At 46.6% G+C, this 16,767-nt stretch carries 19 protein-coding genes and 1 tRNA gene; 18 read left to right on the top strand and 2 right to left on the bottom strand.

Annotation, left to right across the window (positions count from 1 at the left end; genetic code table 11):
* Positions 1–298: 298 nt before the first annotated feature.
* A complete protein-coding gene (locus M3191_RS15770) occupies positions 299–859 on the bottom strand; it encodes an N-acetylmuramoyl-L-alanine amidase family protein (protein WP_251701322.1) in 561 nt (186 codons plus the stop codon).
* Between the two features lie 181 nt (positions 860–1,040).
* On the opposite strand from M3191_RS15770, the gene hprK reads away from it, so the two are divergent.
* The 12 genes from hprK (at position 1,041) to M3191_RS15710 (ending at position 11,453) form a co-directional block, all read left to right on the top strand.
* A complete protein-coding gene (gene hprK / locus M3191_RS15765) occupies positions 1,041–1,991 on the top strand; it encodes an HPr(Ser) kinase/phosphatase (protein WP_251701321.1) in 951 nt (316 codons plus the stop codon).
* Between the two features lie 4 nt (positions 1,992–1,995).
* Positions 1,996–2,802 (top strand): prolipoprotein diacylglyceryl transferase, encoded by an 807-nt coding sequence (gene lgt, locus M3191_RS15760; RefSeq protein WP_251701320.1) that lies wholly within the window; start codon positions 1,996–1,998, stop codon positions 2,800–2,802.
* A 15-nt stretch (positions 2,803–2,817) separates the two neighbouring features.
* Positions 2,818–3,762, top strand: a complete 945-nt coding sequence (locus M3191_RS15755) for a nucleoside recognition domain-containing protein (RefSeq protein ID WP_251701319.1) — start codon at positions 2,818–2,820, stop codon at positions 3,760–3,762.
* On the top strand, positions 3,755–4,405 hold the full coding sequence (gene ppaX / locus M3191_RS15750; RefSeq protein ID WP_251701318.1) for a pyrophosphatase PpaX: 651 nt from the start codon (positions 3,755–3,757) through the stop codon (positions 4,403–4,405). The genes M3191_RS15755 and ppaX overlap by 8 nt, the downstream gene beginning before the upstream one ends.
* Positions 4,402–4,941, top strand: coding sequence for an acyltransferase (locus tag M3191_RS15745; RefSeq protein ID WP_251701317.1), 540 nt, complete (start codon positions 4,402–4,404; stop codon positions 4,939–4,941). The genes ppaX and M3191_RS15745 overlap by 4 nt, the downstream gene beginning before the upstream one ends.
* Positions 4,942–5,031: 90 nt before the next feature.
* Positions 5,032–6,555: a tetratricopeptide repeat protein gene (locus tag M3191_RS15740; protein ID WP_251701316.1), complete on the top strand. Its 1,524-nt coding sequence runs from the start codon at positions 5,032–5,034 to the stop codon at positions 6,553–6,555.
* A gap of 95 nt (positions 6,556–6,650) precedes the next feature.
* A complete protein-coding gene (trxB, locus tag M3191_RS15735) occupies positions 6,651–7,601 on the top strand; it encodes a thioredoxin-disulfide reductase (protein ID WP_251701315.1) in 951 nt (316 codons plus the stop codon).
* Between the two features lie 224 nt (positions 7,602–7,825).
* Complete coding sequence (locus tag M3191_RS15730) at positions 7,826–8,308, top strand: NUDIX domain-containing protein (RefSeq protein WP_251701314.1); 483 nt, start codon at positions 7,826–7,828, stop codon at positions 8,306–8,308.
* On the top strand, positions 8,308–9,195 hold the full coding sequence (rapZ, locus tag M3191_RS15725; protein WP_251696917.1) for an RNase adapter RapZ: 888 nt from the start codon (positions 8,308–8,310) through the stop codon (positions 9,193–9,195). The genes M3191_RS15730 and rapZ overlap by 1 nt, the downstream gene beginning before the upstream one ends.
* A 4-nt stretch (positions 9,196–9,199) precedes the next feature.
* Positions 9,200–10,183, top strand: a complete 984-nt coding sequence (locus M3191_RS15720) for a gluconeogenesis factor YvcK family protein (protein WP_251701313.1) — start codon at positions 9,200–9,202, stop codon at positions 10,181–10,183.
* Between the two features lie 27 nt (positions 10,184–10,210).
* Positions 10,211–11,158 (top strand): DNA-binding protein WhiA, encoded by a 948-nt coding sequence (gene whiA / locus M3191_RS15715; protein ID WP_251701312.1) that lies wholly within the window; start codon positions 10,211–10,213, stop codon positions 11,156–11,158.
* Between the two features lie 37 nt (positions 11,159–11,195).
* Entirely contained in the window at positions 11,196–11,453 is a 258-nt protein-coding gene (locus M3191_RS15710; RefSeq protein WP_251696912.1) for an HPr family phosphocarrier protein, read from the top strand.
* 102 nt (positions 11,454–11,555) lie between these two features.
* Here the strand turns inward: M3191_RS15710 and M3191_RS15705 are convergent.
* Positions 11,556–11,627 (bottom strand) — tRNA-Arg (locus M3191_RS15705).
* A gap of 173 nt (positions 11,628–11,800) precedes the next feature.
* Between M3191_RS15705 and clpP the strand changes: the two genes are divergently transcribed.
* The 6 genes from clpP to gap all read left to right on the top strand — a co-directional run bounded on the left by clpP (position 11,801) and on the right by gap (position 16,758).
* Positions 11,801–12,409 (top strand): ATP-dependent Clp endopeptidase proteolytic subunit ClpP, encoded by a 609-nt coding sequence (gene clpP, locus M3191_RS15700; RefSeq protein WP_251701311.1) that lies wholly within the window; start codon positions 11,801–11,803, stop codon positions 12,407–12,409.
* Positions 12,410–12,672: 263 nt separating this feature from the next.
* A complete protein-coding gene (locus tag M3191_RS15695) occupies positions 12,673–13,251 on the top strand; it encodes a LemA family protein (RefSeq protein ID WP_251701310.1) in 579 nt (192 codons plus the stop codon).
* Positions 13,248–14,072, top strand: a complete 825-nt coding sequence (locus M3191_RS15690; RefSeq protein ID WP_251701309.1) for a TPM domain-containing protein — start codon at positions 13,248–13,250, stop codon at positions 14,070–14,072. The genes M3191_RS15695 and M3191_RS15690 overlap by 4 nt, the downstream gene beginning before the upstream one ends.
* A gap of 231 nt (positions 14,073–14,303) precedes the next feature.
* Positions 14,304–14,540 (top strand): glutaredoxin family protein, encoded by a 237-nt coding sequence (locus M3191_RS15685; RefSeq protein ID WP_251701308.1) that lies wholly within the window; start codon positions 14,304–14,306, stop codon positions 14,538–14,540.
* Positions 14,541–14,665: 125 nt separating this feature from the next.
* Complete coding sequence (locus M3191_RS15680) at positions 14,666–15,700, top strand: sugar-binding transcriptional regulator (protein ID WP_251701307.1); 1,035 nt, start codon at positions 14,666–14,668, stop codon at positions 15,698–15,700.
* 50 nt (positions 15,701–15,750) lie between these two features.
* On the top strand, positions 15,751–16,758 hold the full coding sequence (gene gap, locus M3191_RS15675) for a type I glyceraldehyde-3-phosphate dehydrogenase (protein ID WP_251701306.1): 1,008 nt from the start codon (positions 15,751–15,753) through the stop codon (positions 16,756–16,758).
* Positions 16,759–16,767: the final 9 nt, after the last annotated feature.

Raw genomic sequence — 16,767 nt, 5'->3', positions numbered from 1 at the left:
CAAGGCTATCACGCCCGCCTCTCCAAGTAAAGTTGCGAGCAAGTGGATCCTAGGCATATTGTTTATTGCCAAATATATTTTTTGTAATACTTTGTGAAAGCATTGACAGGGAATTTACACAAGATAATGGACTTGACTCAAAAATTCTGCCCTCGCGCTCAAGAAATCGGATCGGCGCTCAAGATTTCTGCTCCCGCGCTCAAGAAATCGGATCCGCGCTCAAGAATTCTGCTCCCGCGCCCAAGAAATCGGATCCACGCTCAAGAATCCTGTCCCCGCGCTCAAAGCAAGCCGCCGATTAAGTGATCTTCTCATGATAGAGCCAATTCAGTATACCGAAGCTAATCGCTCTTGCGCATTGAACGCGGTACGCACTCGAGAGCAATAGTCCCGCCTCTTCGCGATTCGTCATGAAACCGCACTCCACTAATACTGCCGGCATTCGCGTCTCCCTCAACACTGCGAAATTTGCGGTTTTCACCCCTCGGTCTTTCCGTCCGCAAGCTGTGATCAGCGAGCGATGCACCTGTTCAACCAATGCCGCAGTTTGTTTGCTCGCTTGCGGGAACATATACGTTTCGATGCCTTGCGCTTCATTCCAACCGTTGCCGAATGCATTGGCGTGGAGTGACACGAACGCATCTGCATCCAACTTGTTTGCAATTGCAGCCCTCTCCGTTAAAGGCACATCCCGGCTGTTTTCATGCGAATAAAAGACGTCGACCCCTTCCAGAAGCAAATAATGCCGAATCCGTTCAGCCAGCTCCGCGTTGAAATGGTATTCCAATAGCTTTCCGTCAGGTGAACGTTTTCCTGGGGTTAGGGGTCCGTGACCTGCATCAAGTATGATCGTTGCCATCTAATCTCCTCCTCGCCATCTATATAGTCTGTTTCGCATCATTAGTGGACAAATTCGGACGAAATCATTTCAATTGAATCCGTTCGTGGTAAAATAGGGTTCAGGGATACTTGAACTGACAGAAATTTATCGCTTCGTGAAGCGGTCGAATGCATGTTCAACATAGAAAGGCGGCGAGCTAATGTCGGTTGTTACAGTGGAAGACGTTCAAACTCATTTTGGACTTGAAATTGTTGCAGGCGGGAAAGGTATTGAACGGAATATCTTTACGAGCGACATCTCCAGGCCAGGTCTGGAAATGGCTGGCTATTTCGATTTTTACACGTCGGCACGGATTCAACTGCTCGGCAAAACGGAAATATCCTTTTTTAACAAATTGGATGAGGCGGAACGCTGGAGTCGGATGGATCGCCTTTGCACGAATGAAACACCGGCTTTCATCCTCGCGCATAATATCGAATGTCCGATTGAACTTAAGGAAATTGCGGAAGAGCGGGGAATTGCGGTGCTGCAGACCGAGCATCCGACTACGCGGTTTTCGGGCATGTTGACGAATTTCCTGGAAGGCCAGTTGGCTCCGATGACGACGGTTCACGGAGTGCTTGTCGATGTCTACGGGATAGGTGTTTTGATCACCGGAAAGAGCGGTGTAGGAAAGAGCGAAACTGCTTTGGAGCTTGTGAAACGCGGCCATCGTCTCGTAGCGGATGATGCTGTTGAAATACGGCAAGTGGCGAAGAACGTCTTGATTGGAAATGCACCGAAGCTTCTGAGTCATATGCTTGAAATCCGTGGTGTCGGCATTATTGATATGATGACGTTGTTCGGTGCAAGTGCGGTGAAGGATGATAAACGGATTCTCATGGTCATTGATTTGGAAGTATGGGATCCGGATAAAGTGTATGACCGGTTAGGCATCGATGAAGAAAAGATGAAAGTCATGGATTCGGACTTGACGAAGCTTACTGTACCCGTTAGGCCAGGGCGGAATTTATCAGTCATCATTGAAGTCGCGGCCATGGATTATCGGATGAAACGGTTGGGTATTAATGCAGCGGAAGCGTTTTCAAAAAAGCTTGATTTGGCGATCAGCCAAGAGGCAGGGAATTCTGAAGTAGAGGGGATAGAGTAAACTAATGTTCGATTTACTAACGATTGATCCGACGGCCTTCAGTCTGGGGCCAATAGATATACGGTGGTATGGAATACTAATCACAACCGGCATCATCCTTGCATTCCTTGTCGTACAAAAAGAAATGGTGAAACGTGGGATGCATCCGGATTTCTTAACGGATCTGCTCATATGGGCGGTGCCGTTATCCATCATAAGCGCAAGAATCTACTATGTCATATTTACGTGGGACTCCTATAAGGATAACCCGATTGATGCCATCAAAATATGGGAAGGTGGCATTGCCATCCATGGAGCGTTGATTGGAGCCTTTTTAACGACATATGTTTACACGAAAATCCGTGGCGTATCATTCTGGAAAGTGGTGGACATTGCTGCGCCGGGCTTATTGATCGGTCAAATCATCGGGCGATGGGGAAACTTCATTAATCAGGAAGCGCATGGCGGTCCTGTATCGGAAACATTTCTGAAAAACACGTGGATTCCCGATTGGATCATGAACCAAATGACGATTAACGGCGTAACGTATCATCCGACATTCCTCTATGAATCGTTATGGAATGTCGTCGGCCTCATTATTATTCTGCTTTTACGAAGGGTCCGATTGAAGCGGGGCGAAATGTTCTTTTTCTATCTGACGTGGTATTCAATAGGGAGATTCTTCATCGAAGGGATGAGGACGGACAGTTTGTACGGCGGCGATCTTCGTGCTGCACAGATCGTGTCGATCATCGCAATCGTATTTTCAGTTTCATTATTCATTTGGAGAAGGTTCATTAAGAAAGTCAACGTGGACTATCAAGATATATAGAAGAGGGATGGGGAAATGCAGACGCTTCGAAATGGGTTGAAAGCTGGATTAAAGACGACGTGGACGTTAGGGAAGATCATTTTCCCGATCACTGTCCTAGTTGTCATTTTGCAACATACACCTGTTTTGCCGTGGCTAGTCAAATTGATCTCGCCTTTCATGGGGTTGTTCGGATTAAGCGGGGAAGCCGCGATTCCGTTAGTGCTCGGCAATGCATTGAATTTATACGCAGGAATCGCCGGAATCCTCTCACTCGAGCTGACTGTCAAGGAAGTATTCATTTTGGCTGTAATGCTCAGTTTTGCACATAATATGTTCATTGAGACGGGAGTCGCTTTGAAGGTGGGAGTCAAATTATGGATTGTGCTCGTTGTGCGATTCGGTTTGGCGGCGTTCTCGGGCATCATTATCAATTTATTCTGGAAGGGCGGCAGTGAAATAGCACATTACGGCATGGCGCCTGAAGTGACTGCTGTTCCGGATGGATGGCTGGAAATCGGATTGCTCGGTCTACAGAAAGCGTCGTTTGGCGTATTGCAGCTGGCGCTTATCGTCATTCCGCTTATGATCGTCGTCCAGTTTTTGAAAGACCGCAACTATTTGCAGAAGTTTTCGGAGAAACTGGCACCATTTACGAAGGTGATCGGCGTACAGCCGAACGCTTCGATGACGCTTGTCGCAGGCCTAGTCATCGGTCTTGCATACGGTGCAGGCGTCATGATCCAAGCGGTTCAGGAAGATGGCGTCAGCAAAAAGGACGCAACGCTCGCTTTCATTTTCCTCATTGCCTGTCATGCTGTCGTTGAAGATACGCTCATTTTTGTACCTTTAGGCATTCCGATCCTGCCGCTGCTCATCATCCGTCTCGTTACTGCATTCGTGTTGACGATTGTGGTCGCTTACATTTGGAAACAGGCAGAACGGAAAAGAGAGAAGGAGGTTACCATTCTCGATGGATAAAATTACAACATTGTTATTTGATTTCGACGGAACTTTGCTCGATACGAATGAGCTGATCATCCAGACATTCCAAACGGTTTTGAACTCTCATTATCCGGGAAAGTACGAGAGGGAAGACATCCTCCCGTTCCTTGGGCCGACGCTGAAGGAAACGTTTGATAGTATCGACCCTGAAAATTCGGAACGACTGATCGCTGAATATCGCACGTGGAATATTGCCAATCACGACGCTTTCGCCTCTGAATTCGATGGGGTGAGCGAAACATTGCGGCAGTTGAAAAGTTCAGGGTACAAAATGGCCATCGTATCAACGAAACGAAATGATATGATCATGAAAGGTTTACGGCTCATGGAGGCTGAAGATCTGTTCGATACGGTCGTCGGGTTAGATGATGTGCAGCACGCGAAGCCTCATCCGGAACCGTTGCTTCTGGCAATGGAGCGATTGAATTCGACTCCCGCAGAAACGTTGATGATCGGCGATAATGTCCACGATATTCTCGGAGGGAAGAATGCCGGAGTTCGCACGGCCGGAGTTGCTTGGTCGGCAAAAGGCGAGAAGTTCATCCGTGAGCAGGAACCAGATTTTGTTTTGCAGCATATATCGGACCTGTTGAAGATTACAGCCGGAGTCGAAGCTTGAGACGGACGGAGCGATATCCTGCCGGAGGAAACGCGAACTCCCTTTGGCATATATATAAGACTGTTTCGTTTTTCAAAGTAGCGAAGAACTTCATCTTCATCCAAATCGGGCGATACACGCCTTTCATTCCGTTGAAGAATTTCATCTATCGGACGTTTCTTGGAATGAAGATAGGTGAAAAAACTTCATTCGCATTGATGGTCATGCCCGATACAATGTTTCCCGAGCGGATTACGGTCGGCAACAATTCGATTATCGGTTTCAATACGACGATTCTCGCTCATGAGTATCTGATAGAAGAATACCGGATCGGCGATGTTGTCATCGGCGACCGTGTGATGATCGGTGCGAATACGACAATCCTTCCCGGCGTGGAAATCGGGGATGGTGCAATCGTATCGGCGGCTTCGCTTGTCAACCGGGATATTCCTGCAGGCGCCATGGCAGGCGGTAATCCGGTACGGATCATATACACGGCCGAACAATTGGAGGAGCGTCGAAGAGCTTCCCAACAATCGGATATTGACAAGAAATAGGATGACGGAACTAGAAGTTATGATATAATGAAGCCAACTGATTGGAGGAACGTGTAAGCGTTCCTTCTAATTTTTTTCGGAGGAATTTGATTGGACAAAAAGTATAGGAACATAGATAAGAAAGTCATTTCTTTTATCCCGGACGGTGAATTCTACTATCAGAAAGGCGTTAAAGCTATGCAGCGGGAACGCTTTGATGATGCCCATAAATACTTGCAGCGGGCGGTTGAACTGAGCCCGAATGATCCACTCATCCTTATGCAGTATGGCATTCTCATCATGGAAGAAGGCATGTTTGAGGAAGCGTATGAAATTTTGGCGGCAGCGCATGGTCTCGATCCGGAAGAAGAGGATATCATCTTTTATTTGGCGGAAGTCCATGCTCATCTGGGCCTTCTTCGTGACGCGAAGATTTATGCGGAAAAGTATATAGCCCTAGCCCCCGATGGACCTCTGGCCGATGATTCGATGGAAATCATCGATTTTGCGGAACAGGAGGAAGGCTTTTTCAGTGAAGAGGAAATACCGGATGGTGAAGTGTATTTTCTTCAGGAGAAAGCTAGAAGACTTATGGAAGAAGGCGGGTTTGAAGAGGCAATTGAAATTTTGGAGTCGATCATCGTCGATTATCCTGATTTTTGGGCCGCTCATAATAACCTTGCTCTCGCCTATTTTTATATCGGCAAAATCGAGCCTGCGAAGGAATTGCTGGCTGATGTGCTCGCTAAAGACAAAGGGAATCTTCATGCATTGTGCAATCTCGCCGTCTTTTATTATTATGAGAAAGATAAAGAGGAATTGGACGCAATGCTCGAACTCCTCATGAAAATAAAACCTTATCAATTTGTGCACCGCTATAAATTAGGGGCTACATTTGCATTGGTCGGAAAGCATAAGGAAGCGTACGGTTGGCTTAGAAGTTTGCAGAAACGGGGCTTTGAAGGGGATGCAGGCTATTACTTCTGGCTTGCGCATTCCGCTTATTTTTCAGGTCAGGAACAAGCGGCGAAGGAATCGTATGAAAAGCTTGTTGAACTGGATCCGACCAAGGCTGGCTTTGAACCGTGGAAAGACGTGCATCCGTCTGCGAAACCGGAGTCCTATGAACAGGACCGTGAATTTTTATTAAGCAAAATTACGAATAAGTATAGAAGTGAAAGACTGTTAGGGTTTTATTTGTTAGGGAAATCCGCACATAAACAGGAGATCATTTCACATCCTACGTATATCGATCTCGATAAACTAAGTGTCATTGAGCAATTGTTTTTGGCGCACAGTCTCGACTATGAATTCACAACGGAAAATGCGTTTGATCATTCCTTCATGCGCGCCCTGGAAACGACGGAATTGCTTTATGAAAAGTATAAGCCGTTAGAGCGGCAAGGGACCCATCTTTTTCAAATGTGGTTCACCCTTTGTGAAGTAGGTCTCATGCGCTCCTATCCATTCAGGAATCCTGCAGCATTGGCGGCAGCGGCAGATTATATGTTCCAATCTTCCCGATATAAAGGGGTTACAAAAAACTCCATAGCCAAAAATTACGGCATATCTGTGCCTACATTAACGAAATATGTCAGCGAGCTGATCGAGTTTTTGCCTCAGTTCAATGTGTAAGTGCAACCCATGATCGTGTAGGCATATATATTGATTGGCTCCACGGAATCTTATACGATTTGGACAGTGGTATATGTACTGGAGGAGGATAATGTATGACTACCGAGAAAATATACGACGTCATCATCATTGGTGCAGGTCCGGCTGGAATGACTGCTGCGGTTTACACGTCCAGAGGGAGTCTTTCGACGTTAATGTTGGAGCGCGGCATCCCGGGCGGCCAAATGGCAAACACGGAAGAGATTGAGAACTATCCGGGATTTGAAACAATCCTCGGTCCCGATCTTTCGACAAAAATGTTTGAACATGCGAAAGCTTTCGGCGCGGAATATGCCTATGGCGACGTAACCGAAATTATAGATGAAGGCAATGTGAAGATTATTAAAGCGGGCAAGAAAGAATATAAAGCTCGAGCCATTATCATTACAACGGGCGCCGAGTATAGAAAAATGGGCGTGCCGGGTGAGAAGGAACTGACTGGCCGCGGCGTCAGCTATTGCGCAGTTTGTGACGGAGCCTTCTTTAAAGGCAGAGAAATTGTTGTCATCGGCGGCGGCGATTCTGCAGTCGAAGAAGGTGGATACTTGACGCGCTTTGCAAATAAAGTGACGATTATTCACCGACGCGATGAACTCCGCGCACAGAAAATCCTTCAGGACCGTGCGTTTGCAAACGACAAGATCGACTTCATCTGGAATTCGACTGTCAAGCAAGTGAACGAAAAAGATGGCAAAATCGGCTCAGTGACACTCGTCTCTACAGTGGACGGCACTGAAACGGTCATGGATACGGAAGGCATGTTCGTCTATATCGGCATGGATCCGTTGACAGCCCCATTCAAAGGCTTAGGCATCTTGGATGATCACGGCTATATCGTAACGAACGAAGAAATGGAAACGTCAGTGCCTGGCATCTACGCAGCCGGCGACGTCCGCCAAAAAACGCTTCGCCAAGTCGTCACAGCTACTGGAGACGGCAGCATCGCAGCACAAGCATGCCAGAAATACATCGAAGAGCTCGAAGAAAAAATGGCTGCTGAGGTTTGATCTTATAGGGTTGAAAAAAGCTTAATGTATCCTTAATGTTGTTGTAATCGAACTGCAATACAAAAAGGTTATGATAAGAATATCAATTGACCCCCCTTTTTAATATAGCAACATTTTAAAGACGATCTGCCCTTCAAACGGCAGGTGGTCTTCTTTTTTTGTCGTTTGCTTTCAAAACATTGTATAATGGGAATTAGCGCATTGATAGAAGTGAGGAAATGGTCATGCAGAGAATCGCAAATTTATTAGTAGTAAAAGACAACCAAGTGCTATTATTGAAAAAACCGAGACGGGACTGGTACGTGGCGCCGGGTGGCAAGATGGATCCGGGTGAATCGATTTACGATGCCGCCATCCGGGAGTTCGAGGAAGAAACCGGAGCAACCCCCGTCCAACCGCATATTAAAGGCATCTACACAATGATGATCGTAGATAAGGAAACAAAAGAATTACTGAACGAATGGATGCTGTACACGTTCGTTGCGCGGGATCTACTAGGCACTCCTTATGAATCAAACAGGGAAGGCCTGCTCGAATGGCATCCTGTCGAAAGCCTGAAGATACTTCCGATGGCGGAAGGAGACCGAACGAATTTATTATTTGCAGTCTCCCAAATGGGCGTGCAATATGGTACATTCTATTATACAGAAGAGTTTGAACTGTTGGATGAACACATACAAAAATCAATGGAAGGTGACCAGGATTAATGGAGAATGAATTGCCGAACAGCGATGTCGAATTAGTTATCATCACTGGTATGTCAGGGGCCGGGAAAACAGTTGCCATGCAGAGTTTCGAAGACCTTGGGTTCTATTGCATCGATAATCTGCCTCCTGAGCTGCTCGTCACTTTTCTGGATTTGATGATGAAATCCGAAAACAAGATGAGGCGGATTGCCGCTGTCATGGATACACGAGGGGGCGACCTGTTTGACGCCTTGATCGGAGCATTGGATAACTTGCTGAAAATGGAAGGCGTATCGACGAAGCTGCTATTCTTGGATGCGGACGATGAGACGCTCGTCAGGCGGTACAAGGAAACGAGAAGGTCCCACCCACTCGCAGAAGGCGGACTGCCGCTCACAGGCATCCGCAAAGAACGGAACCTCTTATCTGAGCTGAGAGGCCGTGCCCGTTCCATCTACAACACATCCAAATTGAAGCCGCGGGAGTTAAGGGAAAAGATCATGTCGGAATTCTCCTCTACGGGAGACACCTCATTCACCCTGAACTTCATTTCTTTCGGTTTCAAGCATGGCATGCCGATTGATGCTGACGTCGTCTTTGACGTTCGTTTTTTACCGAACCCCTATTATATCGAAGACCTGAAACCGTTGACCGGTTTACAGAAAGAAGTATATGAGTATGTGTTAAAATGGAATGATACACAAGTGCTGATCGAAAAATTGACAGATCTGTTCAAATTCATTATTCCTCAATATAAGAATGAAGGAAAATCCCAAGTGGTCGTCGCTTTCGGCTGCACCGGCGGTCAACATCGGTCCGTTTCGCTCGCTGAATACTTCGGAAACCGTTTTAAAGAAGAATACAAGACGTTGATTACCCATCGGGATGTAGAGAAGAGAAAGGGTTGACACTATGTTGCAATCCGGGAAAAAGAAAAAAATTGTCGTGTTTGGCGGCGGGACAGGATTGTCCACGTTGCTTCGGGGATTAAAGGCCTATCCAGTCGATCTCACCGCGATCGTTACGGTCGCGGACGACGGGGGCAGCTCCGGGAGGCTGTTGGATCAGTACAATATCCCGCCGCCCGGAGATATCCGTCAAGTGATGGCAGCGCTTTCAGATGTCGAGCCGTTGATTGAGAAAATGTTCCAATATCGATTTTCCAACTCGGACGATTTGAAAGGGCACTCGCTAGGCAACCTCATGCTTGCCGCCCTGACGGACATTACAGGTGATTTTGCGCGCGCTGTAGAAAAAATGGGCCAAGTTTTGAATATTAAGGGAAAAGTGTTGCCGGCTGCAAACCAAAAGATCACCTTGCATGCTGAGCTCGATGATGGCACAATTGTAACCGGTGAGTCTAAAATCCCGGTGTATGGACGCAAAATCCGGAAAGTCTATGTGTCTCCCCAAGAGGTCGAACCTTTGCCGGAAACGGTAGAGGTCATCAAAGAGGCGGACTTGATCATTTTTGGACCTGGGAGCTTATATACGAGCATTTTGCCGACGATACTTGTAAGTGACATCCGTAATGCCGTCCTTGCATCCGAAGCGAAGAAGGTATACATCAATAACTTGACGACGCAGGAAGGCGAAACGTACCAATACACGGCATCCGAGCATGTGAAGGCGTTATATGATCATGCAGGCAGTCAATTCATTGACACAGTGTTGTTGAACAAGACGGATTTCCAGACGTTATTTAACGGGGATGCGCCTTCAGATATCCAGGTTCCTGTAGAAAATGACATCGAAGCATTGCAATTGCTCGTCCCCACAATCGTCCTAGGGGACTTTTCGACTGTTGCGGACGGAAGAATCATACATGATGCAGGTAAAGTTGCATCGTGGATCATGGGTTATATGGAAGGTACCATCGTTAGCGAGGAGACCTGATCATCGCCGAGAGAGAGGGGGAAAATCATGTCTTTTGCATCTGAAGTGAAAAAAGAATTGACGCAAATCGATTCCAAGGAATGCTGTGTGAAAGCGGAAATCGCCGCCTTTATCAGGATGAACGGTGCCTTATCGTTTTCAAATAAACAATTGAGCCTCGACGTACAGACAGAAAACGCGGCAATCGCGAGAAGACTTTATTCAAACATCAAGCGATTGTATCCGTATAAAGTCGAGTTGCTCGTCCGAAAAAAAATGCGCCTGAAAAAGAACAATGTCTACATATGCCGAATCCGCGACGGAGCGAAGCATTTATTGGAAGACTTGTATATACTGACAGGAACCTTTCAATTTAAGAACGAGATTGTGGAGCAATTGGTGAAAAAGAAATGCTGCCAAAGATCCTATTTGCGTGGAGCATTCCTCGCAGGCGGATCTGTAAACAATCCCGAAACTTCCTCCTATCATTTAGAGATCTTCTCTTTTTATAAAGAGCATAGCGAAGCGTTAGTGGATTTGATGAACAAATTCCACTTGAATGCAAAATCGATCGAACGGAAGAAAGGCTTCATTGCCTATTTGAAAGAAGCAGAGAAAATCTCGGACTTCCTGGGATTGATCGGAGCGCACGTATCCTTGATGAAATTCGAGGATGTCCGGATTTTACGGGACATGCGGAACAGCGTCAACCGGCTTGTCAATTGTGAAACCGCCAATATGAATAAGACGATTGGAGCGGCACAACGGCAAGTGGAGAATATTAAATTCATCCAGAGCACAATCGGGCTGGATCAATTGCCAGATCGTTTACAAGAGATCGCGTCGCTGCGCATCGAAAATCAGGATGTCACGTTAAAAGAGCTTGGAGAAATGGTGAGCGGTGGCACGGTTAGCAAGTCCGGAGTGAATCATCGTCTTCGGAAAATCGAAGAGATTGCGGAAAATCTTCGCAGCGGAGGAATTGTAAGCCGTTGAGAAAGGTAGATAACGCATGAGGAAGGAGTCGAATACTATGGCAGAAAAACTGGTTGAAGTGAAAATGAAGACAGGATTACAAGCACGGCAAGCTGCGCTTTTCGTGCAAGAAGCAAATCGCTTTACGTCTGACGTCTTTCTGAAAAGGGATGAACGTCAAGTGAACGCGAAAAGCATCATGGGTGTCATGAGTTTGGCAATTGCAAGAGGCGCTGAAGTGACATTGATCGCAGAAGGCGTCGACGAAGAACAAGCAATTGAAACTCTTACAGCACTAGTTGAGAAGGAAAATTAATATGAAGACAGCCGTTTCTCTATGAAGATAGGAGACGGCTGAACAATAAAAAAAGCCGTAAACATGACTACATGTTTACAGGCTTATTTATCAACTCTATTATGCCCTCGGCGGGAGTCGAACCCACATTTCAAGCTTCGGAGGCTTGCGTGCTATCCATTGCACCACGAGGACTTGTCAGTAACAGACAAGATTAATTGTACTAAATAAGTGGTATGAATGCAACAACTAATTTAAAAGCGTTATATTTGACCTTTATTGACCATAATATGTATGATAGAAGTACAGTTGAAACAACTGGTTTCAGCAGAACGAAAATCCTGACCCATTCATAAGGAGGAAATAAGATGAATTTAATACCTACAGTTATTGAGCAAACGAACCGTGGAGAACGTGCTTATGATATCTACTCCCGTTTATTGAAAGACCGCATTATCATGCTGGGAAGCGCAATCGACGACAACGTCGCAAACTCGATTGTTGCACAGTTACTTTTCCTAGAAGCAGAAGATCCAGAGAAAGACATTTCCATCTACATTAATAGCCCGGGTGGTAGCATTACAGCGGGTATGGCGATCTATGATACGATGCAATTCGTCAAGCCGGATATCCAAACGATCTGCATCGGTATGGCTGCATCTATGGGATCTTTCCTTTTGACAGCAGGAACAAAAGGGAAACGTTATGCGCTTCCTAACGCAGAAGTGATGATTCACCAACCACTTGGCGGAGCGCAAGGGCAAGCGACTGAAATTGAAATTGCTGCGAAACGCATTCTCTTCCTACGTGAGAAATTGAACGGAATTTTGGCGGAGCGCACAGGCCAACCTGTTGAAGTAATCGCAAAAGACACAGACCGCGATAACTTCATGACAGCTGAACTTGCGAAGGAATACGGTCTAATCGACCATATCATCACACGCAGCGACATGAAAGAATTGGACGCGAAGAAATAATAGAAGTACGAAGAGCCGACTCTGTTTGTGGAGTCGGTTTTTTGATTTTGCAGGATATCGATCATTTCCCAAGATATATGGTCATTTCGGGACCTTTGGATCACTTGTTTATCTTGTTCAATGCCGCCGCGTTCGCTTTGTTACTGACAAAAAATATGTTTGAAACCTTTTCTCACGTCATACGATAAATAGTATATAAACCCACGTGTTTAAGCCGCGATGCCACTTGGGTATTGCAACTATATCGAATGGAGAGTGAAAAGATGAAAAGAATATTAGGGCCAATCGCCATCATTGTTGTCATTCTTGTTATCCTTGGCATCATGTTCGTGCCGAGTTACAACAAATTTGTCAACTTGGAAGAGAACGTCGATGAATCGTATGCACAAGTTGAAAATCAATTGCAGCGCAGGCTCGATTTAATTCCCAACTTAGTGAGCACTGTGAAAGGATATGCTAGTCACGAGAAGGAAGTGATCGCTGATATAGCCGATGCACGGGCGAGACTTGCAGGAGCGAGAGGACCGGAGGAGCAGGCGGCTGCAGATACCGAGCTTTCGAATGCACTTGGCAGATTGCTCGTCGTTGTGGAAAATTACCCTGATTTGAAAGCGAATCAGAACTTTACGCAATTGATGGATGAGCTTGCCGGAACAGAAAACCGGATTGGCGTCGCAAGAATGGACTATAACACTGTCGTAGCGGACTACAATAGGCAAACGAAGCGTTTTCCAGGTAGACTCGTCGCTTCGATATTCGGATTCGAACAGAAGGAATATTTCAAAGCGGATGCAGCTGCGAATGAAGCACCGAAAGTTGATTTTGGAGATGACAGTAAGTGATCCGTAGGACATTCCGATGCATGATCGCTCTATGTCTAAGTCTCATGATCATGCCGGCAATGGCGTTGGCAGCTGACGTCCCGCCATGGAATTTCTCGGATTACTATATTCAGGATCATGCGGGCATACTTTCCGCGGAACAGAAAGCCGAACTAAACCGGTTAGGTCAACAGTTGAATAAGGCGACAGGTGCTGAGCTTGCGGTCCTTACTTTGCCCAGTATAGGTGATGAGCCGGTAGAGGATTTTGCCGTCAAAGCGTTTAGGGAATACCAGCTTGGCAAAAAGAATGAGCAAAACGGTGCCTTGCTTATCGTGACTACCATTCCAAATTCGGATGACGATCGGCATTTTCGATTGATTCCGGGATACGGCCTGGAAGGCGCACTGCCTGACGGAAAAATCGGCAGGATTATGGATGAAGTTGCTGTGCCATACTTGCAAAATGAACAACCTGACATGGCGATTATGAACGCATACAAGTCTTATTATAACGAAATTGCGGCAGAATACGGATGGAATGGAGAAGTTGCTGATGTGAATACGCTTGCTGGCCAAGGCGGCGGTTCAGGCATTGGCATCCCGTCACCCATCATCATCTTTATCATCATCTATCTGCTATTCCGCTTTATGGGAGGCGGTCGCGGAGGTGGCGGCGGTCCTGGAGGAAGGCGAAGAGGAAGAGGTGGGATGATTTTCTTCCCTGGCTCCTTTGGCGGAGGCGGTGGTTTCGGTGGTGGCGGTGGCTTCGGCGGCGGCGGAGGCGGCTTCTCTGGTGGCGGTGGATCCACTGGCGGAGGCGGCGCTGGTCGTAGTTGGTAATTAAAAAGGGGCAGTCCATAAGGTCCCTAAAATCAAAGGTGTAGAAAAACGATTCGTTTTTCTGCACCTTTTTTGATCATAAACCCTGGCGAGTGATCATAAACCCCGGCAAGTGATCATACACCCACTTCCACACAAGAAGACTGTCACGGAAGATCGTAGTGACTTTGACTTTGTAGACAGCCTGTTTTTCATTTATACTAAAAGAAAAAGCAATTCGAGGTGTTCTGCATGCATGTACAATTCTACACAAAAAAAGGCTGTCATTTATGTGACGAAGCAGAATCGATGATGAAGCTCGTTCAGGAGGACTATCCGTTAACGTGGTCGACCATCGACATCGAGACAGACGATGAAAGCCATGAGAAATATATGTTGATGATTCCTGTCATTGAGAAAGACGGCGAAGTTCTTTTATACGGTTCGATAGGCTATATCGACTTGATCGATCTATTCCAAAATGGATGAAGAAGTTTGAATTTAATGGCGGTGGGGTATATACTAGTAATAGGATTTATATTTTTTTGCACTAGGTGGGACAAATAATATATAGGTGGGCAGAATTCGTCCTATCATGAAAGAGGGGCTTTTCTTTGATCCCGAAAATTATAGAGGCACAACGAAAGCTTGTGCCGGAAATGATGGAGTTATTACATCAGCGGTACAAAGTTTTGAAGTTTATTGAAATAGCAGGTCCGATTGGACGAAGGCCGCTTGGCCAGATGGCTGATATTTCGGAGCGGGAATGTAGGAACTTGATGGAATCGTTGCGAACGGAAGGACTTATACGAATCGCCAAAGAGGGCGCAACGATTACGAGCGAGGGGGCGACCGTCCTCGAATCGCTTAGACCTATCAGTGACGAATGGACCGGGCAAGGACTGATTGCTAGGAAACTGGGCGAGTTATTAGGAATCCGAAGCGTACAAATCGTCCCGGGGGATTCCGATGAAAATCCGGCTGTGAAAATCCTCATAGGCAAAGAAGCGGCCGCGGAATTCATGAAACGGATCGGCGACAGCCATATTATTGCTGTGACTGGCGGCAGCTCGGTAGCTGCGATTCCGCGGCACATCCATTCACTTGAAAACGCAGATCGTTTGCACTTCATTGCTGCAAGGGGAGGGGTCGGCGAGGATATCGGATTGCAGGCGAACGTCATCGCCGCCTCATTCGCAGAAGCAAGCGGGGGTACGTACAGCTCATTTTACTACCCCGAGTCGCTTAGTGTAGAAGCGCATGAAGTATTCAAACGGGAGCCTACTGCGATCCAGATGGTGGAGCTCTACGAGAAGACGGATTGCGTCCTGCATGGAATCGGGGATGCACTCCGGATGGCGGACTTGCGGAACACGCCCGAGAACGAATGTCATCTTCTGCGTGAACAAGGGGCGAAAGGTGAAGCGTTCGGCTATTACTTTGATGAAGAAGGCAAAGTCGTCCATCGAATCAGAACGGTTGGCATCCAGACGGAGCAGCTGGAAAAGGTGCCGCTCATCATCTCTGTTGCGGGCGGCAAAAGCAAAGCAGAAGCAATCCTGTCTTATATGGCAGGCGCTCCCCGCCAGACGATCCTTGTCACCGATGAAGGAGCAGCACATACCATGCTTGAAAAATTGGAAGGTTAACATGAACGAATAAAGTAAATAACTGAAACCAATCATAGGAGGTAATGGAATTGACAATTAAAATGGCTATTAATGGATTTGGACGTATTGGAAGAGTTGTGATGAGGGAAGCGAGTAAGCATGATGAAATCGAAATCGTTGCAGTAAACGATTTGACGGATGCACAAATGCTTGCACATCTTCTGAAGTATGATTCGGTGCACGGAATTTTTGACGCTGAAGTCGGTTCAGAGGAAGATCATCTTGTAGTCGATGGCAAGAAAATAAAAGTGTACGCTGAAAAGGATCCTTCAAATTTGCCGTGGGGTGAATTGGATGTCGATGTCGTCATCGAAGCGACAGGCGTATTCCGGGATGAAAAAGCATTGATGAAGCATATCGAAGCGGGTGCGAAAAAAGTTATCTTATCGGCACCGGCAAAAGGGGATATGAAAACGCTCGTTATGGGTGTGAATGAAGAGTCCTATGATCCGGAAAACGACAACATCGTTTCCAATGCTTCCTGCACGACGAATTGCCTTGCGCCCGTCGTTAAGGTGTTACAGGATAAATTCGGTATTAACAAGGGCATGATGACGACAGTTCATTCATACACGAATGACCAACGTATTCTGGACCTGCCGCATTCCGACTATCGACGCGCGCGTGCAGCTGCTGAGTCGATGATTCCTACAACGACAGGCGCCGCTTCAGCAGTGACAAAAGTTATTCCGGAATTGAAAGGGAAATTGGATGGCATGGCAGTCCGTGTTCCAACGCCGAACGTATCCCTCGTCGATTTCGTTGCTGAACTTGGTACAGAAGTGACTGTGGAAGATGTGAATGCCGCATTGAAAAAGGCTTCTGAAAATGAATTGAAGGGCATCCTTTACTATAATGAAATTCCGCTCGTCTCTACGGACTACAACGGAAATACAGCATCTTCTACAGTCGATGGGCTTTCGACAATGGTATTGGACAACAATATGGTGAAGGTCATCGCATGGTATGACAATGAAACAGGATACTCTGCTCGTTGCATCGACTTGGCTCTATACATGAATAGTAAGGGCATCTAAGCACGACCA

It is taken from the genome of Sporosarcina luteola, assembly GCF_023715535.1.
GTDB lineage: Bacteria > Bacillota > Bacilli > Bacillales_A > Planococcaceae > Sporosarcina > Sporosarcina luteola_B.
Note: the sequence above shows the minus strand (reverse complement) of the source record. Positions and strands in the feature narration are given on the sequence as shown.